The 26532-nt window shown below is 44.2% G+C and carries 20 protein-coding genes; 10 read left to right on the top strand and 10 right to left on the bottom strand.

Going from position 1 to position 26532, the window contains the following annotated elements; all coding sequences use genetic code 11:
- Window positions 1-178: 178 nt before the first annotated feature.
- On the bottom strand, window positions 179-1804 hold the full coding sequence (locus tag ACE1CD_RS32765) for a mechanosensitive ion channel domain-containing protein (protein WP_374827424.1): 1626 nt from the start codon (window positions 1802-1804) through the stop codon (window positions 179-181).
- Window positions 1805-2219: 415 nt separating this feature from the next.
- On the bottom strand, window positions 2220-3704 hold the full coding sequence (locus ACE1CD_RS32760) for a mechanosensitive ion channel domain-containing protein (protein ID WP_374827423.1): 1485 nt from the start codon (window positions 3702-3704) through the stop codon (window positions 2220-2222).
- 777 nt (window positions 3705-4481) lie between these two features.
- Between ACE1CD_RS32760 and ACE1CD_RS32755 the strand changes: the two genes are divergently transcribed.
- Window positions 4482-6815: a CHASE2 domain-containing protein gene (locus tag ACE1CD_RS32755; protein WP_374827422.1), complete on the top strand. Its 2334-nt coding sequence runs from the start codon at window positions 4482-4484 to the stop codon at window positions 6813-6815.
- Window positions 6816-6904: 89 nt separating this feature from the next.
- Here ACE1CD_RS32755 and ACE1CD_RS32750 read toward each other — a convergent pair whose 3' ends face one another.
- The 4 genes from ACE1CD_RS32750 to ACE1CD_RS32735 form a co-directional block, all read right to left on the bottom strand.
- A complete protein-coding gene (locus tag ACE1CD_RS32750; protein WP_374827421.1) occupies window positions 6905-8614 on the bottom strand; it encodes an ABC transporter ATP-binding protein/permease in 1710 nt (569 codons plus the stop codon).
- Between the two features lie 10 nt (window positions 8615-8624).
- Window positions 8625-9440, bottom strand: a complete 816-nt coding sequence (locus ACE1CD_RS32745; protein WP_374790374.1) for a sulfotransferase — start codon at window positions 9438-9440, stop codon at window positions 8625-8627.
- Between the two features lie 47 nt (window positions 9441-9487).
- Window positions 9488-10192: a putative nucleotide-diphospho-sugar transferase gene (locus ACE1CD_RS32740; protein WP_374790373.1), complete on the bottom strand. Its 705-nt coding sequence runs from the start codon at window positions 10190-10192 to the stop codon at window positions 9488-9490.
- A 66-nt stretch (window positions 10193-10258) separates the two neighbouring features.
- A complete protein-coding gene (locus tag ACE1CD_RS32735) occupies window positions 10259-12109 on the bottom strand; it encodes an ABC transporter ATP-binding protein (RefSeq protein WP_374790371.1) in 1851 nt (616 codons plus the stop codon).
- A gap of 216 nt (window positions 12110-12325) precedes the next feature.
- Between ACE1CD_RS32735 and ACE1CD_RS32730 the strand changes: the two genes are divergently transcribed.
- The 3 genes from ACE1CD_RS32730 to ACE1CD_RS32720 all read left to right on the top strand — a co-directional run bounded on the left by ACE1CD_RS32730 (window position 12326) and on the right by ACE1CD_RS32720 (window position 16601).
- Complete coding sequence (locus tag ACE1CD_RS32730; RefSeq protein WP_374827420.1) at window positions 12326-14281, top strand: iron uptake porin; 1956 nt, start codon at window positions 12326-12328, stop codon at window positions 14279-14281.
- A gap of 121 nt (window positions 14282-14402) precedes the next feature.
- Window positions 14403-15329 (top strand): cation diffusion facilitator family transporter, encoded by a 927-nt coding sequence (locus ACE1CD_RS32725; protein ID WP_374790367.1) that lies wholly within the window; start codon window positions 14403-14405, stop codon window positions 15327-15329.
- 486 nt (window positions 15330-15815) lie between these two features.
- Window positions 15816-16601 (top strand): choice-of-anchor E domain-containing protein, encoded by a 786-nt coding sequence (locus ACE1CD_RS32720; protein ID WP_374827419.1) that lies wholly within the window; start codon window positions 15816-15818, stop codon window positions 16599-16601.
- A 65-nt stretch (window positions 16602-16666) separates the two neighbouring features.
- On the opposite strand, the gene ACE1CD_RS32715 is transcribed toward ACE1CD_RS32720, so the two are convergent.
- From ACE1CD_RS32715 to ACE1CD_RS32700, 4 genes are all read right to left on the bottom strand, one after another.
- Window positions 16667-17650 (bottom strand): alpha/beta hydrolase family protein, encoded by a 984-nt coding sequence (locus ACE1CD_RS32715; protein WP_374790363.1) that lies wholly within the window; start codon window positions 17648-17650, stop codon window positions 16667-16669.
- A gap of 104 nt (window positions 17651-17754) precedes the next feature.
- Window positions 17755-18642 (bottom strand): metal ABC transporter permease, encoded by an 888-nt coding sequence (locus tag ACE1CD_RS32710; protein ID WP_374790361.1) that lies wholly within the window; start codon window positions 18640-18642, stop codon window positions 17755-17757.
- A 39-nt stretch (window positions 18643-18681) separates the two neighbouring features.
- Window positions 18682-18951 carry a hypothetical protein gene (locus tag ACE1CD_RS32705; protein ID WP_374827418.1) on the bottom strand — a complete coding sequence of 90 codons (270 nt, stop codon included), beginning with the start codon at window positions 18949-18951 and terminating at the stop codon, window positions 18682-18684.
- A 14-nt stretch (window positions 18952-18965) separates the two neighbouring features.
- A complete protein-coding gene (locus ACE1CD_RS32700) occupies window positions 18966-19784 on the bottom strand; it encodes a metal ABC transporter ATP-binding protein (RefSeq protein ID WP_374790451.1) in 819 nt (272 codons plus the stop codon).
- 149 nt (window positions 19785-19933) lie between these two features.
- On the opposite strand from ACE1CD_RS32700, the gene ACE1CD_RS32695 reads away from it, so the two are divergent.
- The 6 genes from ACE1CD_RS32695 (at window position 19934) to ACE1CD_RS32670 (ending at window position 26444) form a co-directional block, all read left to right on the top strand.
- Entirely contained in the window at window positions 19934-20938 is a 1005-nt protein-coding gene (locus ACE1CD_RS32695) for a metal ABC transporter substrate-binding protein (protein WP_374827417.1), read from the top strand.
- Window positions 20938-21453 (top strand): hypothetical protein, encoded by a 516-nt coding sequence (locus ACE1CD_RS32690; RefSeq protein ID WP_374827416.1) that lies wholly within the window; start codon window positions 20938-20940, stop codon window positions 21451-21453. Before ACE1CD_RS32695 ends, ACE1CD_RS32690 begins: the two co-directional genes overlap by 1 nt.
- 122 nt (window positions 21454-21575) lie before the next feature.
- Window positions 21576-22901, top strand: a complete 1326-nt coding sequence (locus ACE1CD_RS32685; protein WP_374790353.1) for a DNA cytosine methyltransferase — start codon at window positions 21576-21578, stop codon at window positions 22899-22901.
- Window positions 22902-22978: 77 nt separating this feature from the next.
- The gene (gene deoC / locus ACE1CD_RS32680; protein WP_374827415.1) at window positions 22979-23683 is read left to right on the top strand and encodes a deoxyribose-phosphate aldolase; all 705 of its coding nucleotides are present in this window, start codon (window positions 22979-22981) and stop codon (window positions 23681-23683) included.
- Window positions 23684-23738: 55 nt separating this feature from the next.
- Entirely contained in the window at window positions 23739-24737 is a 999-nt protein-coding gene (gene recO, locus ACE1CD_RS32675; RefSeq protein WP_374790349.1) for a DNA repair protein RecO, read from the top strand.
- Between the two features lie 21 nt (window positions 24738-24758).
- Window positions 24759-26444 (top strand): MFS transporter, encoded by a 1686-nt coding sequence (locus ACE1CD_RS32670; RefSeq protein WP_374827414.1) that lies wholly within the window; start codon window positions 24759-24761, stop codon window positions 26442-26444.
- Window positions 26445-26532: the final 88 nt, after the last annotated feature.

Genomic DNA, 26532 nt, shown 5'->3' with positions numbered 1-26532 from the left:
AGTAAAGCAAACCAAATAAAGAATAGCAGTATAATAATCCTCTTTTTAGCAACTTATGGCCGAAAAATAGCCACACCCTAGTGCTGAAAGTGTGTAGCAAAGTTTTTGTCGATGCTAACGGCTAAAAAAAGGGCTTGTGAGTTATCTATTTCTCAGCAAGCCCTGCAATTTGACTGTTTTATGAGTTGTAAATGTAAGCTTGTCTCAAGCGCCTGATCATTTCTCTTCGCACTTCGTTGTTGACGCGGTAGCCTCGCTCCCAATGTTCTAACTTGATATTGTCAACGTAGTATTTTACGGTAAATTCCATACCGCCACCAGTGATGTTATCCAGTCGAACCTTCGGCTCTTTCCAAGCATTTTTGGACTCTTTGAAGTTCTCCCGCAACCACTCGACAAACTTTACTGCGTAATCATCCAACCTGGTTTCATCTCCGCCAGGGTTGGCCATTTTTTGATAAAGTTTGTTCATTTTGGTCTTCAGAACTTCAATTTTTTGTTCCCATTCCTCTGGTAAAATCAAGCGATCTTCCGCTACCAAGTCTGGGTCTTTTAACCAGGCTTCGTACCAGGTTCTCATCAATCCGATCAGCGATGTTTTCAGAGCAGGCTCTTGTTGTTCCTCTAGTCGAGAGCGCACGCGCTTACCTTTGCGCTCTGTTACTACTCGTAAGCCAACCAAATTCACCACATCTAAGTATTCTTTCAGAACTACTTTGAGTTCGTCCAGATCCAATCCACCTCTTTCCAGACTTTTGATTTTGTTAACCAAATCCTCTACTTCTTCTTCAATTTTTTGCAGTTGTTTGTTCACATCAATTTCTGCCAACACGCGGATGCGTCCGGCTTCCTTTTTGGAAAGCTTACCTGGCTGTGCTTCATCCCAAACATAAAATTTGTCTAAAAATTGCAGTTTCTCCTCAAGAGTACCCAATGTATCTGGATGTCCGAGCACAATTTCTTTCAAGATTTTTGTGGCGGCAACCGGGTCGGCATCTACTCGGACTCCGATTTTGATTGAATAAGCGTAGTGAGGAGTAGGACGACTGAGGTTAATGATGTCTTGATTTCCCAAAGACGAATTTGGCACATACACTTCGCAGTGGGTATCGATCATGTAGAGTTTGGTGACGCGGATGCCGATATTTTTGATGACGGCTAGTGACCCGTTCGCGGAGATGACATCGCCAAATTGAAAGGGCGTATCGACTAACAAAACTAACCCGCTGAAGAAGTTGGCTAAAATATCTTTGACCGCTAAACCAATTACAACGGTAATACTGCCTACCGCTAAGCCGATTCCTGTGAGGTCAACCCCTAATGTTTGCAAGAAAAGAGAGAAACCGAGCAGGTAAGCTAGGACGGGGATAGTGCGATCGAGGATAGGTATTAATACGTCGTCCCAGACCGCCTCAGTTTTGCGGGCATAGGCTTTCAAGTAATAGACGACAACTTGAGTAAATAACTGAGAAATCCAGTGAGTAACGCATAGGATCAGGAATCCGTCGATACCTTTTTCCAGCCAACCCAGAATTCCTTCGCCGCTCAATTGCTCAAATGCAACCTTTAAGCTGAGCAGTATGAAAATGACTAGAACTGGGCCGCGAGAAACACTCAAGCTGACGAGGGCTGCATCGTTTTCCATTTGGCGAAACAACGCTCGCAGCACGTAAAAGAGCAATATGTACAGTACAAAAGCTACAATTGCTCCCCCGATCAATACGATGAGGAAAAAGGCAAAGTTATTTGGTAGAGAGGGTAAAAATCCCGGTAGCGCGGTTGCAAAGCTTAAAATAGGAACCATTGGTGCCTGCCTCAAATATTTAGCTGTTAGTGTCAGTGAATGCAGTACGCAGTTTGGGTACGCTCAAGCAATGTCATCACAATCTATAACATGGCCTAACTCTCCGGTAGTATTCTATCAACGATATGCCTTGCTTTACCACTACTCGCCTAAAATATCACCCTCTTTAGGGAAGAGATTATTAAAAAATTCTAACTGGCTGTGGGGTTGACTGGAACGATTAGCTGGACAATTTATAGTAATGTGATTTTAAGGGCCTTGGCTTTCATCCGGGATCGAAAAAGCGGTTTCAAGCCTCCCATTTCAAGGGTAATCTTCAAAAAATTTTTCCGAATTTCAACCTTTGTCTGCTCATTGCCCAGCCAATCCAAAATCCTGGCATCGGGTGATAACTTTCAAGCAGTCGATGACTGAGTTAAAGATTGAAAAGCTTTTGCAGCCGCTTTCTCACCCAAGCCACAGGGTTTTGGTCGTCTTCTGCTGTATCGACTAAACCCATTTCTCGTAGCTGTTTTTGCCTAGCCGTTAGTTCTTCTTGATGGTTCCCTAACGCTTTAACGATCTCCTCGAATAACTCAGGATGCTCTTGTAACAGTTGTTGGAAACCAGCTTTGTTTATGGCAAATAAAATCGTTTCTTCTATCGCCCTTACAGTCGCAGTGCGCGGAATTCCAAGCATCAAAGCAAGCTCTCCAAAGAATTGACCGACAGTCAGGTTGACCAGGTGTTTGTTAATTTTTTCGACAAAAACTTCTACAGTTCCTTCCAAAATGATAAAAAACGCATCTCCTGGGTCGTTTTCGCGAAATAAAATTTGGGATGGCACCAAGCGTTGTCGATAACCAGCTTCAATTAATTGCCGCAGTTCTAAGTCGTTAAGATTTTGAAAATATACTATTTGGCGCAATAAATCATGGACAGGCAATTGCTTGGCTGGAATAGGCGCTATGTGTAAAGCTGACTCGTAACTCGCAGTAATATCCGTTTCTTTTTTTGGGTCGATTTTCGTTGAGTTTTGTTTCTGCAACAAGGGTGCGAAAACCTCTGGATTTTGGAACCACAAATTTCTGTCGTCCGTGGGAAATTTAATGCCATTTTCACGGAAGTTGTATTCAATGGCAAAATTCAAAGAGCTTTTAATTAATTCTATTTTATTGGGTTTGTCGAGCCAAGCTAAAAGTTCAAATTTAAAACCCTGTTCGGTAAAACCTACAAATAGCACTCTGGGATTGGGATTGTATAAAATTGCCGATTCCATGTAAGCAGCGCTTAAAAGTGTTTCCGTCACTAATAAGGGATCGTTGTCATCAGCTACTACTACAGGTATCCGGAGACAGCAGTAGGAGCTATCGTAGCTCCAGTTAACAATTTTGTTCCCAATCATACTGCTGTTGGGAACAATCACCGAGCTATCATCATTGGTATTGATGATAGTTGAACGAATAGATATTTTCTTGACTGTTCCCGTGAGATTTCCTAGTTCAATATAGTCTCCTACCTTGACCGGTCGATCGACCAATAATGTCAAACCACTGACAAAGTTGGTGGTTAAATCTTGGACGCCGAAGCCAAGCCCCACTCCTAAACCTCCCGCTAATACAGCTAGAGAAGCCAGGTTAAAACCAATACTTTGTAATACGATGAGGATACCTAAAGCTGCTGTTGCGTAACGAACAATTACGGCGATCGCTTCCCGGTTTCCCTCGTCAATTCCCATTCTGACCAGCAGCCGCTCTTTCAGGAAATTACTAAGAGCGCTAGAAGTAAAAATAGCTATTAATAGCGATATTATCAGTACAAATATTGAACTAATGGATACAGAATAATCTCCCACTTTAAACAAACTAGCTGTGAACAGGTTGAATAATTGGGTTAAGATTTCTTGCGTTAGCCAGTCCATTTTTTTCAGTTACTGCTATGTTTGGCAAAATAAGTATCCTTGGATACAACAATACCTAAAATCGTCTGTAGATCGACCTTTAAGGTTAATCTACCTAAACGTAGGATATCATTAATTACGGAACAGACTGCAAGCAAGGTTTATAAAATTTTATACAAGCTCTAGTTAATTTTAGACAAGCTCTAGTTAAAATGATTTAACATATAACTGTAAAAAATCAAAAGCGCGGTAGGAAGTAACTTAACTCAAGCTATGGCAAAATATACTTTGTTAACGGTTGCCTTTTTCCTTTTTGGAGCTAGTTTTGCTTTAAAAGCACTGATGAGTTTGGTTAAATTAACACAATTAGAATATTTTGTCAATAGTGGAAACTTAAAAGATCGGCTCATACCTCTATCTCAGGCGATCGAGCAGAGCCAGAATATATTCAAGCCAAAGACCGAAATCCACTCCAATGGGTTATAAGTGCGGATCGAAGCCGAAAAATTCTAGCTAAAATTGCCAAATAAGCGGGAAACAAATCGGCATTATTTATATTTTTGCCCAATTCTAAAAATTAGAAATTGGCATTTGGTACGAAAGCTTGGCAGCGGCGATTAACCTGCGTTGCGAGCGACATAACGAGCGACAAGTGCAGTCTAACTGAGAACAATTGTTAAAGTCAGTAACTTTAGTCGAGCCGTCCGAAAATTCAGTCGATTTGAACAAAATATTCAAAGCTACTCTGCTCAACAGTTGCGGAACAAGGGATAATCAATCATCAGGCAAATAAAGGCTATGCGAACAAACCTCAAAAAGTTTCTTTGGCAATGGCGCGGCATATTAATCGCTGCTCCTAGCATCACGGTAATAGTACTGCTTCTGCGCTCGATCGGATTGTTACAAATATTCGAGTTGACATTGCTGGATCGGTTTTTTATCCTGCGTCCCAGAGAAGCAGTTGACGATCGCATAGTTATCGTGGATATCACGGAAGCCGATGTCCGCAAAGTCAAACTATGGCCAATGCCTGATGCTGTTCTGGCTAAATTGTTAGGTAATATTAAAGCGCAGCAACCTAGAGCGATTGGCCTCGATTTGTATCGAGATTTGCAAGTACCCCCAGGTTACGACGATCTGGTGAACCTGTTTAAGACTTCACCCGATTTGCTCAAGCAAGAAAAGCCAATAGAACCGGGTAATCAAGAATTACGCAATCTGTATGCGAGTACGCCTAATCTCTTTGGCGTCAGGAAAGTCGCCGGTAATATTGAGCAGGACACAGTTAGCGCACCGCCAGGATTAAAATATCCCGAACAAGTTGCCGCTAACGATTTACCGTGGGATGGGGATGGCGTAATTCGCCGATTCTATTTAACTGTACCAGTCACTAAGGATCGCGCTTTAAACGAGAACGATCGAACTTTAGACGGATTGGGGGTAAAGCTAGCTTTAACATATCTGAACAAGCAAGGCATTAACCCAGAGGTTCTGGATGAATCGCAAAAGAAATACAAGCTGGGTAAAGCTGTACTTGTTCCGTTTAATGGCAATGATGGCAGCTATATTAATGCAGAAGATAAAGGTTACCAAATTTTGTTAAACTATCGCGGGCCTGTGGGGAGTTTTCCGCGCATAACGATGACAGACGTGCTGGAAAACAAAATTCCACCCCAGCTGATGCGCGATCGCATAGTATTAATTGGTGCCAGCGCTCGCAGTCTCAACGATCTCTTCTACACACCCTACAGCATCGCTCAATTCGGATCTCTACAACAAATGCCGGGAGTAGAAATCCACGCCAATATAGCCAGTCACCTTTTGAGCGCAGCGATTGACGGTCGGAGTGCCATCCAATTCTGGAACGAACCCCTTGAGTGGCTGTGGATTTTAGCTTGGGCGGTAGTAGGTGCTGCATTGGCTTGGTTACAGCGAGATATAGGAGTCACTAAAAAAGAAATCCTTCTGCTATCCGCTGGCTTTGTAGTTGCTGGCGGCAGTCTGGTCGGCGGCAGTTTTTTAGCATTTATAAATGGTTGGTGGATTCCCGTAATTCCCCCGCTTTTGGCAATGGGAGGTTCTGTTGTTGCTATCACCGCTTATGTTGCCAAAACCGCTAAAGATATTCGCAAAACCTTCGGTCGCTATCTCACCGATGATGTGGTCGCCAATTTATTAGAAAATCCCACAGGAGCTAAACTCGGCGGCGAACGACGAAAAATTACCATATTAACTTCAGATTTACGAGGATTCACAGCCACATCCGAACGATTGCCTCCGGAAGAAGTAGTTAAAATTCTCAACATTTATTTGGGATATATGGCTGATGCCATTACCGAATATAAGGGCACCATTGATGAGTTTATGGGCGATGGCATTTTAGTTTTATTTGGTGCGCCTACAGCCAGAGAAGATGATGCGGAAAGAGCGATTGCTTGTGCTATTGCCATGCAGTCGGCGATGATTCCCGTTAACGAAGAGATGAACAAGTTAGGTGTTTCGCCCTTAAAAATGGGGATCGGGATCAACACTGGTGAAGTAGTTGTGGGCAATATCGGCTCAAGCAAACGCACTAAGTATGGTGTGGTTGGCTCTCAGGTGAATTTGACTTATCGCATCGAATCTTATACCACAGAAGGTCAAATTCTCATATCTCAATCTACCTTAGATACAGTTAAAGCCAAACTGAGAATTGACGGCAAAAAGCAGGTACAGCCGAAAGGAGTAAAAGAGCCGATTACTATCTACGATATTGGCGGGATCGACGAACCGTATAACCTCTATTTAAATAAACAGGAAGAACTATTCTTTTCCCTTTCTGAAAAAATGTCGTTGCAATATGCTGTTCTGGATGGCAAGCACGTCAGCGACGCGATGTTAAGCGGCTGTTTGGTAGAGCTTTCGGCTAAGGGAGGAAAGATAACTTGTGAAAGTGGAATTCCTCCTTTAACGAATATCAAACTGAACTTTTTAATGGCAGATGAGTCAGGCAAACCTAGTGAAGATGTCTATGCCAAAGTTATAGAGAAGAAGTCAGATAGCGGCGGTTTTTACATTTATTTTTCGGCGATGCCGCCAGAGATAGAAAAGATGATTGAGAATCTCTATAAATCGATTTCTTCTGGCCATTGATAGAGCGATCGCTCATACCCATTTATACAGGAATCATAGCGCTGCGAGATGCGATCGCATCAGGTGGGCTAAGGTGGGCATTGTCCACCCTACTGGTAATCTTGTGCGGGAACGAGTCGCCAATTACTATTTCCTTCTATTTCCAAAACTTGCTGGTGAAATGCCAACAAACTGGGACGATGACCGACACTAATTAAAGTTGTACCGTTCGCTTGCAAATGCTGATAAAGAAGTCGCTCGTTTTTGACATCCAAAGCGCTGGTAGATTCATCTAAAATGGCATAGCGAGGTTTTGTCAGCAGCAATCGCGCAAATGCCAAACGCTGTTGTTCTCCCAAGGATAAAATATTTGCCCAGTCTAATTCGACATCAAAACCACCAACTCTTTCCGGTAACTCAGCTAAATTTACCATCTTCAAAACTTCATAAAGTCGATCGTCTGGAATATGGCGATCGGTTTTGGGATACAATAGCTGGAGGCGCAGGGAACCCAAAAGCATATAAGGTCGCTGGGGTAAGAATAACATTTCTTCCAGTTGCGGTCGCACCAAACGCCCGGTACCAGCAGTCCACAAACCGGCGATCGCTCTCAATAAAGAACTCTTTCCCGAACCGCTTTGCCCCATAATTAACAACCCTTCTCCCGGTTGTACCGCAACTGAAACATCTCTGACTAAAAGCTTTTCTTGCTTTGGGGTAAACAAAGTAATATGTTCCAAAGACACCTCAGAATCGACAACTGTATCGATCGAAGTAGCGCCAGAACGAGGCGAAGAATGCGGTGCTGATAAAGTTTCTTCAAAGGTTGTTAAGCGATGCACTCCAGCCGCAAAAGCACTCAGATTATCGAAATTATTTACTATAATCGACAAGGAATCTAAAACATTTTTAAAAGCCTTAATTGATTGCAGGATTACTCCAAATTTAACTTGTCCGGCAAAATACATAGGAGCCACAATTAAAGCTGGTATGGCATTGTCAATATTGTTATAACCTCTGGTAATAAGCTCTAGATTTCGCTGCCAATTAATGATGCGATCGAAGTTGCTGTAAACTTTATCAAAACGCTCTTTCACTTGCCCTAATTCTTGAGCTTCGCCCCGATAAAAAGCAATGGATTCGGCATTTTCTCGCACATGAATTAAGCCAAAACGAAAGTCAGCTTCTCGTTTGAGTTGAATAAAGTTTAATTTTATTAATACCCTCATTCCCAAAACTACGATCGCAGTACCCAAAGCTGAGTATAGGCTGACTACAGCCACTAGGGTAGGAGAAATAGACCAAAGAACGCCTATAAAAAGAATCAGGTCAAAACCCTCACCTATGATAATTAATAAAAATGTGAGAGCGCCCTTGGTAAACGATTTGATATCTTCGGAAATTCGCTGGTCTGGGTTATCAACTTTGTTGTTATGTTCGATTTCGTAGTAAGCGCGATCGCGGAAATATTTATTCAGAAAATTATCGGTCATCCACCTCCGCCAGTGCAAGCCTAATTTTTCTTCTACATATCGGCGTGCTGTCTGTACGGGAGTAGCTAAAACAAACATACAGAAGTAGATGGATAGTACTTGAAAAAATGTTTCTACTTGCTTTTCAGAAATCGCGGTCATAAAGTCTCTTTCCAGATAAATTCTGTATACCTGAATTAGACTGACCGCTATTCTCAAAACGACCAATGCTAACAGCAGCGCGATCGCTCCCTTTTTTTCTGGCGAAACCCAGTAAGGTTTGGCGATGGCCCACAACTGTTGCCAAAAGTTTCTGTTAAGCAGATTCAAATTATCCGCTCTATTCATAATATTAATTTTAATTCCACTGTAACTCTTCGTTCTCTTGGCCCGCTATTTCTTGAAACAAGCTTTGAATAGCCGGATCGAGTTCCTGCTTCCAACGATCGTCTAACTTAATTCCCAAGTTATGATTCCGGTAATAATCGATCTTCCAGTTAGAACTATTGACAAAAGCTTCTTTTCCCTTTTCTGCTTGTCCTTTGGCAACTAAAAGCAGAGTACCGTCATTTCCACCCAACGGATGATGCTCGTGTTGGTAGAAATTCAGCATATCTGGCTGATAATCTATTTCTAGAAATTTACAGATATTGCCAACGACTAAATCTGGATTTGTTGCTAGTTCCTCATAACGAACTTTCATTTTTTTGTTTTCAAAACGATCGAACAAAGCATTGCTTCTCCGAATTTTGGCAACCCACTTCTCGATTAATTCTTTAATATCTCTTTCCGGATACCTTTTTATATAGGAATTAATAGACGCTCTCCCATCTCTCTGCATTAAAATCAAAAAAGTTTCTACAGAAGAGTTTCTCACAGTTGCCATTTGCTGTTCTATCCAAGGGCCGTTCTTTGTCGAGTCTATGATGAAGGGTTGTTTCGTCTTATCCGATATTTCTTCGTACAGCTTTGGGCTGTATTCAATATTGCCCCAAATCGCGCATTCTGGGCCACATATTTTACAAACGCCCTTACCATAAGGCTTATTTGCTTCTTGTAAGATTCTAGTATTTTCCGTTTCTCCACAGAAAAAACCATCCGAGTGACTGCCCAAAATCAAGCCCAGTAGAGTTGTGCCTGAGTGTCCTACGCCAGTGATAAAACAGACTTTCATACTATTCTTCAAAAAATACCTCCGGCAATTTCTTACTTTTAGAGCGCTTACGCTTCGTTCTTAAGCTCGTCAATAAATTTTCTCATGTGCAAGATTTTCGGCATTGCCTCTTCCTCAGTCCAAACATCAAGATATTTTTCGTACCTGATGTTGTACTCTGGGGGCAGTACATAGATTTGCAAGTCGCTTTCCCATACCAGTTCTCTTAGAGTTAACTGATCTTTTCCGAGATTTGCCTCATGAAAAGCTGTTTTCCAGCTTTCCAAAAACTCGATCGCCTTTTCTGTTTTTCGATAAAGAATAACGCCGCCGTTCAACTGCGGAAAAGCCGCAGAAAATTCCCGACGCCATTTCCTTTGGCTTTTAGGGCCCGATCTTCTGTGGGCATGACTCATTGCAATATCGAATCGATCGAGCAACTCGAACATTTCTGTTATATCGCTGACTACCCTGGTATCGGCGTCTAAATACAGAGTTCTCTGAAACGGAGTTTCGGGCAAATAATCCACCTTCGATCGACGATGTGGATTGACAATTTGCCCTACCGAGTCAAATACTCCAGCATCTTTACATAGATCGGGCAGATCGGCCCAAATGTGTATTTTGATGCGATCGCCCATGTGTTCCCTAGCACTTTTGGCGCTTAGGATAGCAGCCCTTATATACAGTTCTTTTGCCGCTATGTAAACGAGACCGCAATCATCTGAAGCCAATCTTTCGCTAGTTTTGGACGTATTTCCACCTTGCTCCATAAAAACCTTTTCCTTTTTCTACAAAAGAGAAACTTCATCTATGCTAACGATTCTTGTTAAGCAATTTTATCGACTTGCAGGCGACAATATTGTCTCCACAAGCTCTGGGGTTGCTTCCGTTTCGGTTTTTTGCGGGAATTGCAGAGCGTGCAATTGAGCGTACCTGCCGCTTTGAGTCAGTAACTCGGCGTGAGTGCCAGTTTCTACGATGCGTCCTTGTTCCATTACAACTATTAAATCGGCATTTTGGATAGTGGAAAGGCGGTGAGCAATTACCAAGCTTGTACGATTTTTAAATAACCTTTCCAAAGATTCTTGAATCAAATTTTCTGATTCTGTATCCAGAGCCGAAGTTGCTTCATCCAGTACAATAAAGCGAGTATTCTTCAACAAAACTCTGGCAATAGCCAAACGCTGTCTCTGTCCCCCCGATAGTCTCACTCCCCGTTCGCCAATTATAGAATTATACCCTTCTGGGAAGCTCATAATAAAGTCGTGAGCGTTAGCTGCTTTCGCTGCTTCCACAATCTCTTCTTCAGTCGCGTCTAACTTGCCGTAAGCAATATTATCGCGCACCGTACCGTACAGAAGAAAAGTTTCTTGAGAAACTATACCGATTTGCTCCCGCAGCGATTCTACAGTTAAATCTCGCAGGTCGTATTCATCAAGCAAAATTCGTCCCTTTGTTGGGTCGTAAAAGCGAGCTGCTAGTTTGGCAACCGTGCTTTTTCCCGCACCGGAAGAACCAACTAAAGCGACAGTCGTACCGGGTTTGATTTCTAAATTAAAGTCGTGCAGGATAGGCTCACCTTTATTGTAGGCAAACTCCACATTTTCAAACTTCATTCTCCCCAAAACGGAAGAAATAGTCAGCGCTTCTTGTTTTTCCACTACCTCCGGTTGGGTATCCATAATTTCAAAAACTCGCTCTGCCGCTACTAGAGCCAGTTGCAGGAGATTCATTAGTTTAGTGGAACGTTTGATCGGTTGAGTAACTAAATTAATGTATCCCAGAAAAGCTGCCAACTCGCCAATTGTGATCCGACCGACCATCACTTCCCAAGCGCCGAATACCAGCACGACAACGTTACTGAGGTTATTCAAAATATCGATAATTGGGAAGAACAAAGACCACAAGCGAACGGCACGAATATTTGCTTCCATGTAGCTGCGACTCTGTTCGGAAAAACGGTCTATTTCATACTTTTCATTGCCGAAAGATTTGATAACGTTAATATTTGTTATTGTCTCTTGGATTTGATTGTTTACTGCTGCTGCTTGTTGCTGCACATCTCGGTAAGCACCTCGCAGCACTTTGGCAAAAAATCGGTTAAGATAAATCATCAACGGCCAAGTAATTAGCAGTAGCAGCGTCATTTGCCAATCGGCGGTGAAAAGATAGGCAGCAATCACCACAAACGTGAAAATGTCGGCAAATATGTCAGCTATATCGGTGTTAACTAAGTTGCCGATCGCATTCACATCTTGAGACAATCGCGACATCAGATCCCCTGTCCGCTGATTGTCAAAGAAACTGATGGAGAGCTTTTGGATGTGTCTGTATAGGTCGTTTCTGATGCTGTCGATCGTTCTTTGTCCGAACAGCGACATCATGTAACTGCGTAAGAAATTCAGCACCCCTACTACCAGGGAAATAGATACGATCGCACCTGCTACCCAAGGCAAAGCTTTAAAATCTTTTGTTGGTATAATATAGTCGATCGTGTAGCGAGTAATCTGCGGAATCAACACCTGAACGCAAGAAAGGCAAAAAATTACTAACAAAGCGACAAAGAACGGTAACTTATTCTGCCAAACGTAGCTGAATAGGCGTCCGATTAACTGAGTGAACGATGCTCTTGTCTGTAATTTGTCCGGTTCTTCTTTGGCAATTTTAAGAATTATGTTTGCTTTCACTTTTTTTCCTCTTGCGGAGTTAAAACTAAAGGTCGCCTATATCTTTAATCTATACCTAATTATTCACTAGCTTTTTTACGAGCTGGCTCTTTCTTCAGATACAATCATCTTTTCTAGAAGATTTTTTGTAAATTTTGATTCAAATGACACTAGGGACTTTACGTACATCTTTAGTAAGATTAGCGTAATGATTCTAAAATTTTCAAGAGGAAAATTATGAAAAATTCTTTACAGCTAAACTCAGCAATATTCGGGATGCCTTTGTTTGTCGGTGTTATCGCTGTTGGTTGGGGATCGGAAGCGATCGCATCTGAAACAGATGCAACTGCCTATAGCATAAAAATACGAGAAACACAAGTATCCCAGGTAGTGCCTGCCACCGTTTCCGGTAACACCACTTTAGATCGAATTCGACAATATAGCAAAGACAGCCAGACCAACAGACGATCGACCGGGATGGGCCAAATCACCTCAGTTTCCCAACTAACAGACGTACAACCCACAGACTGGGCCTTCCAAGCCCTACAATCCCTAGTAGAGCGCTACGGTTGCATCGAAGGATATCCAGACCGCACCTATCGAGGCAACCGCGCCATGACCCGCTACGAATTTGCCGCCGGTTTAAATGCTTGCTTAAACCGAATTCAAGAATTAATTGCCGCCGCAAGCAGTGGCGGCGTGACCCAAGAAGATCTAGAAAAAATCCGGCGTCTCCAAACCGAATTTAGCAGCGAACTGGGCAGCTTGCGTGGTAGGATCGACACTCTAGAAACTCGCACGACGCGACTGGAAGCGCAACAGTTTTCTGCCACCACCAAGCTACAGGGTACTGCAAATTTTCTGCTACGCGATAGCTTTGCCGGAAACAACATTTTTGATGCCAGCAATTTCACTGCCATTGATGCCAATTCTCAGCCCGTATTGCAATATAACGCTCGTTTAGATTTTGTCAGCAGCTTCACTGGCAAAGACCGCTTGAGAGTTCGCCTGCAAGCAGCAAATACCGAATCTTTAAATAGAAACATTGACTTTGGCTCGTTGTTCCAGGAACCGCTGAGTTCGGACGAGGGAATATTCGATGAAGAAGGGGAAGAATTAATAGTAGAAGAAGAAGAAGAAGAAGAATTGGATCTCCCACCAGAAGCCGAACCACTTCTAGATAAAATTGATGAAATCGCAGCACAAAGGGATAACCTTATCGAACAAGGAATCGATAAATCTGCACCGGAAATTACCACACTGGAAGCACAGATTGAGGATATCGAAACGCAGATTGACAAGCTGGTAGAACAAAGTGATAGCTCTTCAGGTACTCAGGATTCCAGTTCGGGAAAACCTCGCCGCCAGCGCAATCGCAACACGGTGCGTATGCGCCTCTTAGATTACAGATTTCCCATCGGCAGAAATCTCCGCGTAAACATCTTCGCCATCGGAGGCAGACACTCTACCTATGCCGATAAAATTACTCAAGGTGCTAGCAATCCCCTTTATAATATCGGCGAGTCTGGGGCGGGAATTGGGATTAATTACCAGTTGAGCGACCTGTTCAAAGTGGAATTAGGTTACATAGCCGGACAACCTAATTCCCCCGATGTGGAAAAAGGTTTGTTTGATGGCAACTATTCAGCTTTGGCACAGCTAGTAATGGAGCCAAGTAAGAAATTCAAGCTGGGATTAACTTACGTTAATAGTTATACAGTCGATCGCAAATTGAGATTTGGGGGAGCAGGATCTTACCTGAGCAATCTTCTCCAAGGCGAAGATGTGGAAACTCCTACTTTAAGCAACTCCTTTGGTATAGCCGCTTCTTATAGAGTTAGCCGCCGATTTATTGTGGGCGGTTGGGCTAGCTACACAAATGTGGATTTGCTTGCATCTGGGGGAGCAGAAATTTGGAATTACGCACTTACCTTCTCTTTACCGGATCTTGGCAAAAAAGGTAATCAAGCCGTGTTAACTGTGGGGGTAGACACAACGCTCAGGGGTCTTTTTGACAGCGATATTGACATTCCCCAAAGTGATAATGCGCTGTTTGTCAATGCTTCTTATAAATACCGACTTACCGATAATATCTCGATTACTCCCTCATTGCGGTGGCAACCTGCGATCGCGCAAGATTTTGATAACGATGATATTTTCCTCGGAACTCTCAAAACCACTTTTTCTTTTTAAACAGGACTGGTAATTGGTAGTAGGTAATTGGTAAATTGTTAATTGTCCGTTGTGCGTTGTTATTTACTACTACCCACTACCCACTGGCATTAAAATTATTATTCTTTGTCCTTACCCAATTATGTCAAACCACCACAGCCATCACAGCCATCACAGCCATCACAGCCACGAACCAGCAAATTATAACCGCGCCTTCGCGATCGGCATTGCCCTTAACGCCGGCTTTGTCATCTGCGAAGCCTTTTTTGGCATTTTCAGTCACTCCCTAGCCCTGCTAGCCGATGCAGGCCACAATCTCAGCGATGTTTTGGGACTGCTGCTAGCTTGGGGAGCTGCTATTCTCACCCGTCGCCCCACCACCCCCCGTTACACCTATGGCTGGCGTCGTTCTTCAATTTTGGCAGCTTTATTAAATGCGATTTTCCTCCTTATTGCCACAGGTGCGATCGCTTGGGAAGCCATCCAACGCTTAATTCAACCCACCCCGGTAACAGGTAGTGTCGTGATCGGAGTCGCAGCTGTGGGAATTGCCATCAATACAGCAACTGCCTTACTTTTCGCATCCGGACGCAAGGGAGATTTGAATATTCGCGCCGCTTTTTGGCATATGGCTAGCGATGCTTTAGTATCTGTTGGCGTTGTACTCGCTGGGATCGCCATTTTGTCAACTGGTTGGTTGTGGTTCGATCCAGTTGTGAGCTTAATTATCGTTGTAGTTATTGTCTTCGGTACTTGGGAACTGTTCAAAGATTCGCTTAATTTAGCGTTAGATGCCGTACCGGAAGGTATCGAACCGCTGGCAGTACAAACTTACTTATCTGAACTCGCCGATGTAACTCAAGTTCACGACCTCCACATCTGGGGTATGAGTACGACAGAAATTGCACTAACCGCTCATTTGGTGATGCCGGAAGGACACCCAGGCGATCGTTTTTTAGCACGGGTAGCCCAAGAGCTTCACGATCGATTTGCGATCGAACACGTTACCCTCCAGATAGAAACTGGCAGTGACGCGAGCCTCTGTCCCCAGATAGATTGTTCTAATTGATGTAAGTAAAAATCAACCCTCGTATTCTCATACGCAGCCAGATTCCTGACTAAGTAAAAGTCAGCAAATTGTATAGCCCGATACTCAGTAATATTTCTGCCCATACCTGGGTCAGGCTGAGTGCAAGGACTTATCGCAGTTTGTGGATGAGTGAGGTACATAATTTTTTCCACTTCCCGACTCCCTCCCACAATAACGAGGGTAATCGAAGCGGATTTGGTATACATCGGTGCGATCGTTTTCCAAAATAACTGTCAGTCAGATCGCATCCAGTTTTCAAATTGATGCGCGTAAAATTTATCCCCTGATAGCCTTTCGTTAAATACAGACTCTACAAAAGTACTATCTCAATATTTACACAGAGCCATTTTCAAAAGCATTTAAGTGTATTTATCAATTTACATAACAAAAAAAATTATTAAAAATTAAAGAAAAAGCGCGTTGATTGAACTGGCTTAATCAGCAGACAAAGAGAAGGAAAAGAAAATGAAAGCACACTTTTTCAAAGCAGTAACTGCTGTGACAGCATTAACAGCAGTTATGGCAACTAACGACATTGCTAAGGCAGCTAGCTTTACTTGCTCTACCATCTATGGTGCAGGTAATGATGCTACTCGCATCTGCTCTACTTCCTTAGCTCCCAGTCTCACAGATATCATCGACGAATCTCTTTTTTTGCCACAATTCAATTCATCAGAACTAGGCACACTCAATAGTGTAACCCTTGAATTTACAGGCTTGCTTGCAGGAGGCGCGGGTTTTGAAAGTAAAGATGCAAAGTCAACTACCATCACAGTAGAGTTGGGCGGTTTGCTCACATTACAAGACTTAAACGGGCAGTCTTTATTTGCATTAAATCCCAAAAAATCATACAATTATAGCGTCACAAACTACGACGGTATAATAAATTTTGCTGGCACTTCCGGAAAGACGATCGACGGAGTAACAGCCCAACAAACCGGACAAAAAATTTACACTGGTAGCGAATTAGCTACCTTTATTGGTGCGGCAAACATAGAATATTTGTTTTCCGCCGAAGCTAAATCGAAAGTAACAGGAACAGGCAACATCATTTCCTATGTCGATACATTTGCCGGTGCGGATTTGAAAGTATCTTATCAGTACACCCGCAAAGTTCCCGAACCCTCTGTTATATTTGGACTTGGTGCAGCCGTCATACTTGCAATCCTAGTAGAAAGAAAGAAATTTAGTAAGAAGGCGTCAAATAAACTAGAAGTTGAGCTACAGACAAAAATCGATACCGAATTATAGCATAGTGCATCTAAGTTTGGCAATAAACTCACCTAAAAAGAGGTATAGTCTGTTCTAGCAAAGTTTTATTTTTGCTGACAATAAGCTATTAAGGCATTAGTATTTATTAGCATATTTTTCAGTGCCTGCAATGCTTCCGGTTTGTGCCGAATATGAGCCTCGATAAACAAACCCACAATTTCGCTTAGCAGAGAACGAATTCTCTCTTCCGGTTGAGTAGCTGGCAAATCGAAAAGCGATGAACCAGTCGTGGCATCTGGCGGATAAGTAATAGAAAAATGATTCGCTCCTTCTAAAAGTACCAAATAGCAATCTTCTCGCCCCCCAACAATCGCCTTATCAAAAGTTTCCTCAATCGACTTACCGGGATCTGCCTTACTCAGTCCGTACATTCCCCTGCTAGCAGCAATTACCCCATCTCTAGTGCCACCGATCAGAAGCATTGGCAACTCAGAAGGCAGAGGTAAAAAAGTACCCGGTGCAAACCCCAGCATAGTAGCGGCGGCGCTGTGGGCACCATAAGAAAAAGCTGCCGCTACTTGAGGATAAAATCGCGGGTCAGCATTTTCTAATGCTAATCTGCCACCACCGGAATGTCCGCCCAAAACGATTTTTTGCAAGTCCAGCATTCCTGCCAAAATTCCCTGCATCTGGAGGCGATCGAGTTCTGCTAATATTGCAGGTAAAGCCAAGGCAGTCGCACCAGTGCCGTAAGTATCAGGTGCGGACATTGCTATGTTAACGCCTGGAGTGATACCGACTATTCCTGGCAAATATTCAGCCACCCAAGCAAATGTAACTACCACCAATCCGCGTTCCACAAGCTCAACCGCCAACCATTGATATAATGCCGGTTCGCAGTTAAATCCGCTAAAAAAAATCACAACTGGAAATGGAGCCTTTGCGGAGTCGGCAGGTATAACGCCTTGATAAGCTTGGATATTTTCACTTGCTATTCGCGCTGGATATAGCACCTTTAAAAAAATTGTGTCGTGGGGTGCAGTGGTATTCTCTACTTTAACTGACCGGAAAAAAGCGCGAACTGTCATATTAAGTGCCGAGTGCTTGAGTATGTAGTTAACTAATTGTAGGGTGTGTTAGCTGTCTTCGTAACACACCTCATTTCCACAAACTACTCACTTTAGGCATTCCCTCAGCGAATCAGTTGTTTGATTTCTCTCCAAATGGCAAATCCTTTAGTATCGGAATGGCGTTGTGTGAAGATACCGTAACTGGGACTAAACAGCAGCGCCAGTACAAATAATCCCGATGCTACCAACACAATAGCTGGGCCAGAAGGCAAATTAAAAAAGTAGCTCAAATACATTCCGCTGATACTGGAAATAATCCCAATTATCGCACCCAAAATCATCACTTGATGCAATCTTTTCACTAATAAATATGCCGTCGCTCCCGGTGTTATTAATAGCGATAAAACTAGGATAACTCCTACAGCTTTCATGCTGGCAACTATCGTTAATGCGATCAGCAGCATTAAGCCAAAATTGAGCAGATTAACTGGCAAACCAGCGGCTTGAGCGCCCAAGGCATCGAAGGTATAAAAAAGTAATTCTTTATATAGCAAACCAACAACAAAAAGTACAATTCCGGCAATGAATGCAGTCTGCCAAACTTCTTCACTTGTAACGCCTAAAATATTGCCGAATAAAAAGTGATTCAGGTCAATTTTGTTATCTTTTTGGATAATAGTAATTAAGGTAATGCCAAGGGCAAAGAAAGCCGAAAAAACTATTCCCATTGCGGCATCTTCTTTGATAGGCGATCGCGTCCTAATCCAAGCGATCGCCATCGTACTCAAAACCCCAGCCACAAACGCGCCAATAAAAATATTGATTCCCAACATAAAAGCGATCGCCAATCCCGGCAAAACCGAGTGACTGATGGCATCTCCCAGCAAAGCTAACCGCTGCACCATCAAATAACTGCCGACGACAGCGCACAGCAAGCCGACCAAAATGGCAATGATGAGCGATCGCTGCATAAAACCGTACTGTAACGGCTCAATTAAAGCTGACAACATACTAATTCAGGATAAAAAATGAAGGCGTAATGTATCTAGTCACATCTGAATTACGATCGGCTCCAAATCAAACAAATTTAAATTAGGCTGGGAATGCTCGAACATTCGCTTCATTATGCGGCGAGAATCGACAGCTTTTTTATGACCGACCTCCTGGATGATATCTCGATCCAAATCATTTCTCAATAACTCGCATTGTTCGGGTGTCAAAACATTGCGAATTACAAGAAAACCATTAGTATGGAAGAACTCTATCCATTCCTGGAGTTGCTCTGCTGTTGGCGCATTCCCAGCTAAACACTCTGTCATCATTTTCTCTGCAACTAAGCAGCTGCGCTAGCAAAAAACATCACCTGACCCCCGTAGGCGCGGTACAGATTTTCTTGAGTTAATACCTGTTGACGAGAACCGGCAGCAATTAAATCTGTATTCAACAAAATCAAGTCATCAAAGTTAGCGATCGACTCGCCTAAGTCGTGGTTAACGACAATCACAGTTTTGTCTGCATTGGCGAGTTCGTGGAAAATATTAAAAATTATAGACTGAGTTTTCTGGTCAATGCCAGCAAACGGCTCATCAAAGCAGAAAACATCTGCTTCTTGTGCTAATGCTCTCGCTAAAAATACCCGCTGCTGCTGTCCTCCCGATAGTTGTCCGATCGGTCGATCGCGATATGCACTCATCCCCACCCGTTCCAGCGCATCTTGAGCTACGCGCCGAGAAGTCGCTGAAAAACGACGAAACCAACCAGTTTTAGAGATTCTACCCATCATCACCACATCCCAGACAGTGGCGGGGTAAGTCCAGTCGATTTGCGATCGCTGCGGGACATAAGCAACTCTCTCCCTTCGATCCATCAAAGGTTTACCCTCATCAGTGTGGGAGAGGCGTCCCCGCCTGTCAGCGTCAGTATACAGCACCGTACCGCCGCTAACGGGAATTAACCCCAGCATCGCCTTGAGCAGAGTACTCTTTCCCGCACCGTTTGGGCCAATAATCCCAGTTAGCCGTCCGCTGTTCACAACACAGCTAATATCCCGCAACGCCTCTACCGTGCGGTACCGAACGCTCAGCTTGGCGATCGTTATCCTTGTTTGTAGTCCAGGCGTCTCGCCTGCGACATCTCTGAGATGGCATCCCATTTGCCCCCAATCACCGTTCCCCGACCAAGTAACCGTGTTCATATTCCCTTTCCATACTGCCTTCTATGAGCATAGTCTAAAAATGAAAAGAATATGAAAACATCTATTAAAGGACACAATACTAAAGATAGAAAAACGCGATCGCTCACATGGGACGCAAAAAATACGAATGGCTGGCAACAGCTGGGGTATTGCTGGCACTCTGGCTGAACGGATGCACTCAAACCACCTCAAACCCTGTGGGACAGGCGTCCTCGCCTGTCAACCCTGTGGGACAGGCGTCCTCGCCTGTCGTAGTAGCAACCAGCACCATCATTGCCGACTTAGCAGAAGAAGTAGGGGGAGACGAAATTCAAATAAAAGGAATTTTGCAACCGGGTGCCGATCCCCACGTTTACGAACCCGTACCGGCAGACAGTCTGGCGTTAGAGAAAGCAAATTTGATTTTGTATAACGGCTACAACTTAGAACCGGGATTGATTAAGCTAATGAACGCGACTGGTGGGAAAGCGCGTCAGTTGCCAGTCGGGGAAGTGGTGAAACCGTTACAGCTCGACAAAGGCAAAGGCGAAGTAGTGCCAGATCCCCACGTTTGGGGAGATGCAGAAAATGTAATGGGGATGGTGAATGCCATTCGCGATGCCTTGATTGAGCTATCGCCAGAAGACAAACAAAAATTTACCCAAAATGCGGCACGGCTGACCGATGAATTGAAACAATTGGATATCTGGATCGCACAACAAATTGCGACTATTCCACCTGAAAAGCGGAAACTAATCACAACTCACGATGCCTTTCAATATTATTCCCGCGCTTATAAAATAGCTGTTGCCGGTACTTTGATCGGCATCAGTACGGAGGAACAACCCAGCGCCCAAACAGTGCGGCAACTGGTAGATTCCGTGAAGGGGACGGGTGTGCCGACGATATTTGCCGAAACAACAATTAATCCGGCTTTGATTAAGACAGTAGCTCAGGAAGCCGGGGTAAAATTAGCGCCCAAGCAACTTTATTCCGATTCGATCGGTGCTAAAGGTAGTGACGGAGATACCTACATTAAAATGATGGTTGCCAACACGCGATCGATCGTAGAAGCTTTAGGAGGAAAGTATACACCTTTTCAACTAAATGGTAAAGCCAAAACCACTTCTTGATGCTAAAACTGGTACAGTTTGTTAAAGAAGAGTTGCAGGAGTGGCTAATTATGTGCGTCCAGTGTGTGGTTTATTCGACCTTTATGCTTTTCATGCCCGCCCCACAACCAGCTAATGTAGTGCCGGTTAGCGTTCCAGCGCCTGTGTACAGCCAGGTTAGCACCGGGACGGTAGCAAAGGATGGCCAAGCTGCGATCGTGCAAATGCTCAAACAGCTGCCTAACTCTGCCGATATGAGCTTGCTGAGAGAAGAACTCAACTCTTTATACGCCCGACTGGGTACAGTCAAAGATGACACCCAAGCACAAAATATCATCGATAACAGTTTGCGTTCTTTGTCCGATCGTCTCAGAGCGCAATCTAATTATGACCGAGTAGCTGAAGTTCTGACCGCAATGCTGGAAGTGGAGGAAGGGTCGTCAGTTAAAAGTTTAGGCTTGAAGCTATTCCACGGCAAAAACAACAGCAATATTAATCTTAAATCCCCTGGTAAATTAGCAGGCTGGTTGCGCTAACGATCCGGGTTCCAAGAAATAATGAGTTATGAGTTATAAATTCAAAATTGAAAACTCATAACTCATTAAATTTGAGATTTAAAACGAATTCATATCATGTACCTTAACATCGGCAATATTGAATGGAAAGTCAAGAACGACCTATTGCTGTAGATTTATTTGCCGGTGCCGGTGGCATGACGCTTGGCTTTGAACAAGCTGGGTTTGATGTGTTAGCTGCTGTAGAATTAGACCCTATTCATTGTGTGACGCATCAGTACAATTTCCCATTTTGGCGCGTTTTATGTCTGAATATTGCTAACACTAACGGTTCGGAGATTAGAAATATTTCCGGTATTGGCGATCGCGATATCGATGTTGTGTTCGGCGGTTCCCCTTGCCAAGGATTTTCTCTCATGGGAAAACGCGGTTTAGACGATCCGCGCAATGGGCTTATATTTCAATTTCAGCGTTTAGTTGTCGAACTAAATCCTAAGTTTTTTGTATTCGAGAACGTACCGGGACTTACCCTTGGCAAACATAAAGAATTTCTCCTAAATATCATCGCTTATTTTCAAGATAATGGCTATGAGGTAGAAGAAAAATACCGAGTCCTCAATGCTGCTAATTACGGCGTACCGCAAAATCGTTCCCGGTTATTTCTCCTGGGATGCCGTCAAGGATTATCTTTACCTAAGTACCCCGAACCGATAACAGCAATTAACAAACTAATATCCCATAAAAATAAAAAAATATTATCCTCTTATCTTCCACCTGTACCAACAGTTTGGGACGCGATAAAAGACTTGCCAAAAGTAGAAGATTATCCGGAATTGCTCAAACAAGATTCAACCATCGCAGAATATGGCGAACCGAGCGATTATGCGCGTAAACTTCGCTATTGTGCAGATAGCGATTATGGTTACGATCGCGCATTCGATCCGCAAATTATTACCTCAAGTAGGCGGACAAATCACTCACAGGAATCCATTGAGAGATTTAATAATACAGAACAAGGTAAAATAGAAAAAATCAGTCACTTTTATAAATTAGATCCAAACGGAATTTGTAACACTCTCAGAGCGGGAACAGCTAGCAATTTGGGTGCTTTCACTTCACCTCGACCGATTCATCCATTCCTACCGCGATGTATCACCGTGCGAGAAGCAGCGCGACTGCATTCCTACCCGGATTGGTTCAGATTTCATGTTACAAAATGGCACGGGTTTCGACAAGTGGGAAATTCTGTTCCACCTCTATTAGCAAAAGCAGTAGCTACAGAAATTATCCGCGCTTTGGGGGTTTCACCAGTTAAACCAACTGGGGAAAAAAAACAGTTGGTAAAGGCAGAATTATTAGAACTTACAATGTCTGAAGCTGCTAAACATTGCGATGTCGATCCGCACGTAATCGAACCGAGAAAAAGACGCGATCGCCATATGACTGAGATTCCCGAATCCGTCGTCTAGCGTCAGTTTGTGGAATTATATCTAATTTACTTATTTTTGTGATAAAAATTAACAATAGGTCTCAGGGAGAAACAAAGATGGCGGCAGACCTGCCAGATATTGATATTGCGACCTTTATCGATCACGCCCTGCTGAATCCCACTGCTACCCCAAACCAAGTCCGGCAGTGGTGCGAAGAAGCAGAACGATTTCATTTTGCCACGGTTTGCATACATCCTAGCTACGTGCGGTTAGCAACCGAACTTCTGCACGGCAAGGCACCTTCGGTATGTACGGTAATCGGTTTTCCCGTCGGCGCAACAACTTCGGCAGTGAAAGTTTACGAAGCGCAAGAAGCGGTAGAAAACGGTGCCGCAGAGTTGGATGTAGTAATCAATCTGGGCTGGTTGAAAAGTGGCAAAACCAGCGAAATACATCGTGAAATAGCCGAAATTTGCGAAGAAACCGATAAACCCGTCAAGGCTATTTTAGAAACTGCCCTGCTGACAGATGCAGAGAAACGACTGGCAGCTGAAATATGTATGGATGCGGGCGTGCAATTTTTGAAGACTAGCACAGGCTGGTACGCAGGCGCAACAGTTGCAGACGTGAAATTGCTGAAAGAAATAACGAAAGGAGGTGTTGGTATTAAGGCATCGGGAGGTATTGGCACTCATACGCAGGCGATCGAATTAATTGTAGCCGGAGCGACCCGCTTAGGCACATCTCGCGGCCCCGATTTGCTCCGTCAGCGCGATAACCTGGAGAAAGAGACAGGGGATGAGGGGAAAGTTAAATACTAAACATTAAAAATTCCCTTTCTATTACCCAGTACCCATTCCCCCGTTGCCCCAAGTTATGAGCCGAGTATACAAAGCTACTGGTATTAATCTCAAAAGTATGCCCTTGGGCGAATCAGACCGCCTGCTGACGATTTTGACGCGGGAGTTTGGTTTGATTAGGGCAGTAGCGCCCGGTTCTCGCAAGCACAACTCAAAACTGGGTGGAAGGAGTGCGTCGTTTGTGGTGAACGAGCTGCTGATAGCCAAAGGGCGATCGCTCGATAAAATTACCCAGGCAGAAACATTAGAATCTTACCCAGGTCTGAGTCAAGATTTGGCCAAACTTTCTGCCAGCCAATACTTGGCGGAAATAATACTGTGTTGCGCTTTAAGCGAACAACCTCAAGAAGAACTTTTTAGCTTGCTAAACACACATCTGGGGCGTTTGGAAAAGTTGCCCAGCACAACTTCAAAAAACTCATATACAGTTTTAGCTCATCTGGCCCATGCGGTCTTTCATATCCTAGCCCTCTCCGGGATTGCACCGCAGCTTCAAGCGTGTTGCCTCACCCAGCAACCCTTGATACCGGACTTCACCGCCCCAGAGTGGCGTGTCGGCTTTAGCACGACAGCTGGTGGGACGGTAAGTTTGTCAGCGCTAGCGCGTTTGCAGGCAGAAGGACGATTGTCGGTGCGCGGACGCTTGCAGGTGTCGCGATCGCTGTACACTGCACAAGAAGGACCAGTTAGTGTCGGGGAGCGAAATGCCATCCCCTCTCAGGGAGGCATCACCACCCAAACGGCAGAGAGTCAAGGTGAAATCGTCCCGCCCTTACAAACTGCCGGATCGGAGCAAGAAATGCTCACGCTCAACAACCAGCTTTCCGCCATCGAGCTGGCACTACTCCAGCACCTACCGAAGCCCCAACTACCGTTCGTGCAAGAAAATTCATTCCATCTGTATTTCTCAGACCCCAGCTGGCGATCTGTGGAACGAATTTTGCGACAGTATACGGAATATCATTTCGGACGGCAGATTCGCTCCGGTGCTTTGATGGATACCTATTTTGCTTGAGAGCCGATTTGCCCCTCACTCATGATGCAATGGTCTGATTCCGATCTGGAAACACCGATTTTGTCCGTCAGCCCCCCATCCTTAAGGGAGGCAATACCGGAATTGGGGAATAGGAAAGATTTTCAGCATACCCCAGTTCTCAAATCCCAATCCCTGATGCCCGAAAACCACAACGATCGCCCAAAGGAAAGTGTATCGATGCCAACCTCGGTTACTGATGTGTCTTTGAGTGCAGAGAGGCGATCGCAAAATCATCTTGAGCTTGCCGAAACTGCTGCCAAAGAAATACCTACAAACAACGGCTTCGTTCCAGCCGCCTCTAACGGTGCCGCTATCACCCAATCTCCGTCAGAATTGACCGCCAAAACCCAGGAAGCTGAGGAAACTACCCCAGAACTAGGCTTTGTACCGGTGCTGAAAAATCGTAACTTTCTGGCACTGTGGAGCGGTCAAGTTTTTTCCCAGCTAGCAGATAAAGTTTATCTGGTGCTGATGATTGCTTTGATCGACTCCGCATTTCAGACAGAAAATCAGACCATGAGCGCTTGGGTATCGGGAATTATGATGGCCTTTACCATCCCAGCAGTGCTGTTTGGTTCTCTGGCTGGTGTATTTGTCGATCGCTGGCCGAAACGAACGGTATTGGTGGCCACAAATCTCCTGCGCGGCAGTCTGGTGATTTCTTTACCATCGCTGCTGTGGCTTTCTAAAGGTTGGCCATCTTTGGGAGGTTTACCGGCGGGATTTTGTCTGATGCTGTTGGTGACATTTTTGGTTTCTACCCTAACCCAATTTTTTGCACCTGCGGAACAGGCTGCAATTCCCTTGGTGGTGAAAGGTCGCCATTTGCTATCGGCAAATTCGCTTTACACCACCACGATGATGGCATCCGTGATTATTGGCTTTGCGGTAGGGGAACCGCTGTTAGCGATCGCAGATACCCTCACGCACAACTTCGGTGCGGCAACAGATATCGGCAAAGAATTGCTGGTGGGAGGATCTTATGCGATCGCAGGTGTAATTCTGCTGCTGCTCAAAACTGGTGAAAAAACGGATACCCAAGAACACGAACCGCCACATATTTTGGCAGACCTGCGCGACGGATTGCTTTATCTCAAACAACAGCGTCGCGTCCGCGCTGCGTTGCTGCAATTAATCATATTATTTTCTGTATTTGCCGCTCTATCAGTACTCGCAGTCAGTGTAGCCGGACAAATCCCGCAAATGAAAGCTTCCCAGTTTGGTTTTTTGATGGCGGCTGGAGGCGTCGGTATGGGCATCGGTGCGGCAATTTTAGGTCATTGGGGCCAACGTTTTTCCAGTACCTGGCTGAGTTTGTGCGGTTCTGCGGGTGTGGCTGCCTCTTTGATCGGTATGTCCGTATTTACACGCAATTTGTGGATGGTGCTGCTGTTGGTAACGCTGATGGGCGCTTTTGGCTCTTTGGTAGCTGTGCCGATGCAAACCGCGATCCAAAAAGAAACTCCTCCAGAAATGCGCGGTAAAGTGTTTGGCCTGCAAAATAATGCCATTAATATTGCTCTGAGTTTGCCTTTGGCGCTGGCTGGTGTGGCAGAGACTTTCTTGGGTTTGCAGACTGTTTTTCTAGTTTTAGCTGCGGCGGCGATCGCAGGAGGGGTATTTACCTGGTATATTTGCCGTACTACCTCTCACACGTTAACAAAAGCTGACAAACCCAGTTATTAATGGCCGATCGCTGATAGTTTGTTGTTCCCAGTTTGTTGTCGGCAACGATAAACGATGAATAACGAACCATGAACCTTAGCCATTAACG

Source organism: Aerosakkonema sp. BLCC-F183 (assembly GCF_041929145.1).
Classification (GTDB): Bacteria; Cyanobacteriota; Cyanobacteriia; order Cyanobacteriales; family Aerosakkonemataceae; genus Aerosakkonema.
The sequence above is the reverse complement of the archived record's forward strand: the minus strand, read 5'-3'. Positions and strand labels throughout refer to the sequence as shown.

Excerpts from the sequence above, each read along its gene's own strand:
- ACE1CD_RS32765 (WP_374827424.1), bottom strand. The coding sequence starts at position 1,804 with ATGGTTCCTATTTTAAGCTTTGCAACCGCGCTACCGGGATTTTTACCC.
- ACE1CD_RS32760 (WP_374827423.1), bottom strand. The coding sequence starts at position 3,704 with ATGGACTGGCTAACGCAAGAAATCTTAACCCAATTATTCAACCTGTTC.
- ACE1CD_RS32755 (WP_374827422.1), top strand. The coding sequence starts at position 4,482 with ATGCGAACAAACCTCAAAAAGTTTCTTTGGCAATGGCGCGGCATATTA.
- ACE1CD_RS32750 (WP_374827421.1), bottom strand. The coding sequence starts at position 8,614 with ATGAATAGAGCGGATAATTTGAATCTGCTTAACAGAAACTTTTGGCAA.
- ACE1CD_RS32745 (WP_374790374.1), bottom strand. The coding sequence starts at position 9,440 with ATGAAAGTCTGTTTTATCACTGGCGTAGGACACTCAGGCACAACTCTA.
- ACE1CD_RS32740 (WP_374790373.1), bottom strand. The coding sequence starts at position 10,192 with ATGGAGCAAGGTGGAAATACGTCCAAAACTAGCGAAAGATTGGCTTCA.
- ACE1CD_RS32730 (WP_374827420.1), top strand. The coding sequence starts at position 12,326 with ATGAAAAATTCTTTACAGCTAAACTCAGCAATATTCGGGATGCCTTTG.
- ACE1CD_RS32725 (WP_374790367.1), top strand. The coding sequence starts at position 14,403 with ATGTCAAACCACCACAGCCATCACAGCCATCACAGCCATCACAGCCAC.
- ACE1CD_RS32720 (WP_374827419.1), top strand. The coding sequence starts at position 15,816 with ATGAAAGCACACTTTTTCAAAGCAGTAACTGCTGTGACAGCATTAACA.
- ACE1CD_RS32715 (WP_374790363.1), bottom strand. The coding sequence starts at position 17,650 with ATGACAGTTCGCGCTTTTTTCCGGTCAGTTAAAGTAGAGAATACCACT.
- ACE1CD_RS32710 (WP_374790361.1), bottom strand. The coding sequence starts at position 18,642 with ATGTTGTCAGCTTTAATTGAGCCGTTACAGTACGGTTTTATGCAGCGA.
- ACE1CD_RS32705 (WP_374827418.1), bottom strand. The coding sequence starts at position 18,951 with ATGACAGAGTGTTTAGCTGGGAATGCGCCAACAGCAGAGCAACTCCAG.
- ACE1CD_RS32700 (WP_374790451.1), bottom strand. The coding sequence starts at position 19,784 with ATGGGATGCCATCTCAGAGATGTCGCAGGCGAGACGCCTGGACTACAA.
- ACE1CD_RS32695 (WP_374827417.1), top strand. The coding sequence starts at position 19,934 with ATGGGACGCAAAAAATACGAATGGCTGGCAACAGCTGGGGTATTGCTG.
- ACE1CD_RS32690 (WP_374827416.1), top strand. The coding sequence starts at position 20,938 with ATGCTAAAACTGGTACAGTTTGTTAAAGAAGAGTTGCAGGAGTGGCTA.
- ACE1CD_RS32685 (WP_374790353.1), top strand. The coding sequence starts at position 21,576 with ATGGAAAGTCAAGAACGACCTATTGCTGTAGATTTATTTGCCGGTGCC.
- deoC (WP_374827415.1), top strand. The coding sequence starts at position 22,979 with ATGGCGGCAGACCTGCCAGATATTGATATTGCGACCTTTATCGATCAC.
- recO (WP_374790349.1), top strand. The coding sequence starts at position 23,739 with ATGAGCCGAGTATACAAAGCTACTGGTATTAATCTCAAAAGTATGCCC.
- ACE1CD_RS32670 (WP_374827414.1), top strand. The coding sequence starts at position 24,759 with ATGATGCAATGGTCTGATTCCGATCTGGAAACACCGATTTTGTCCGTC.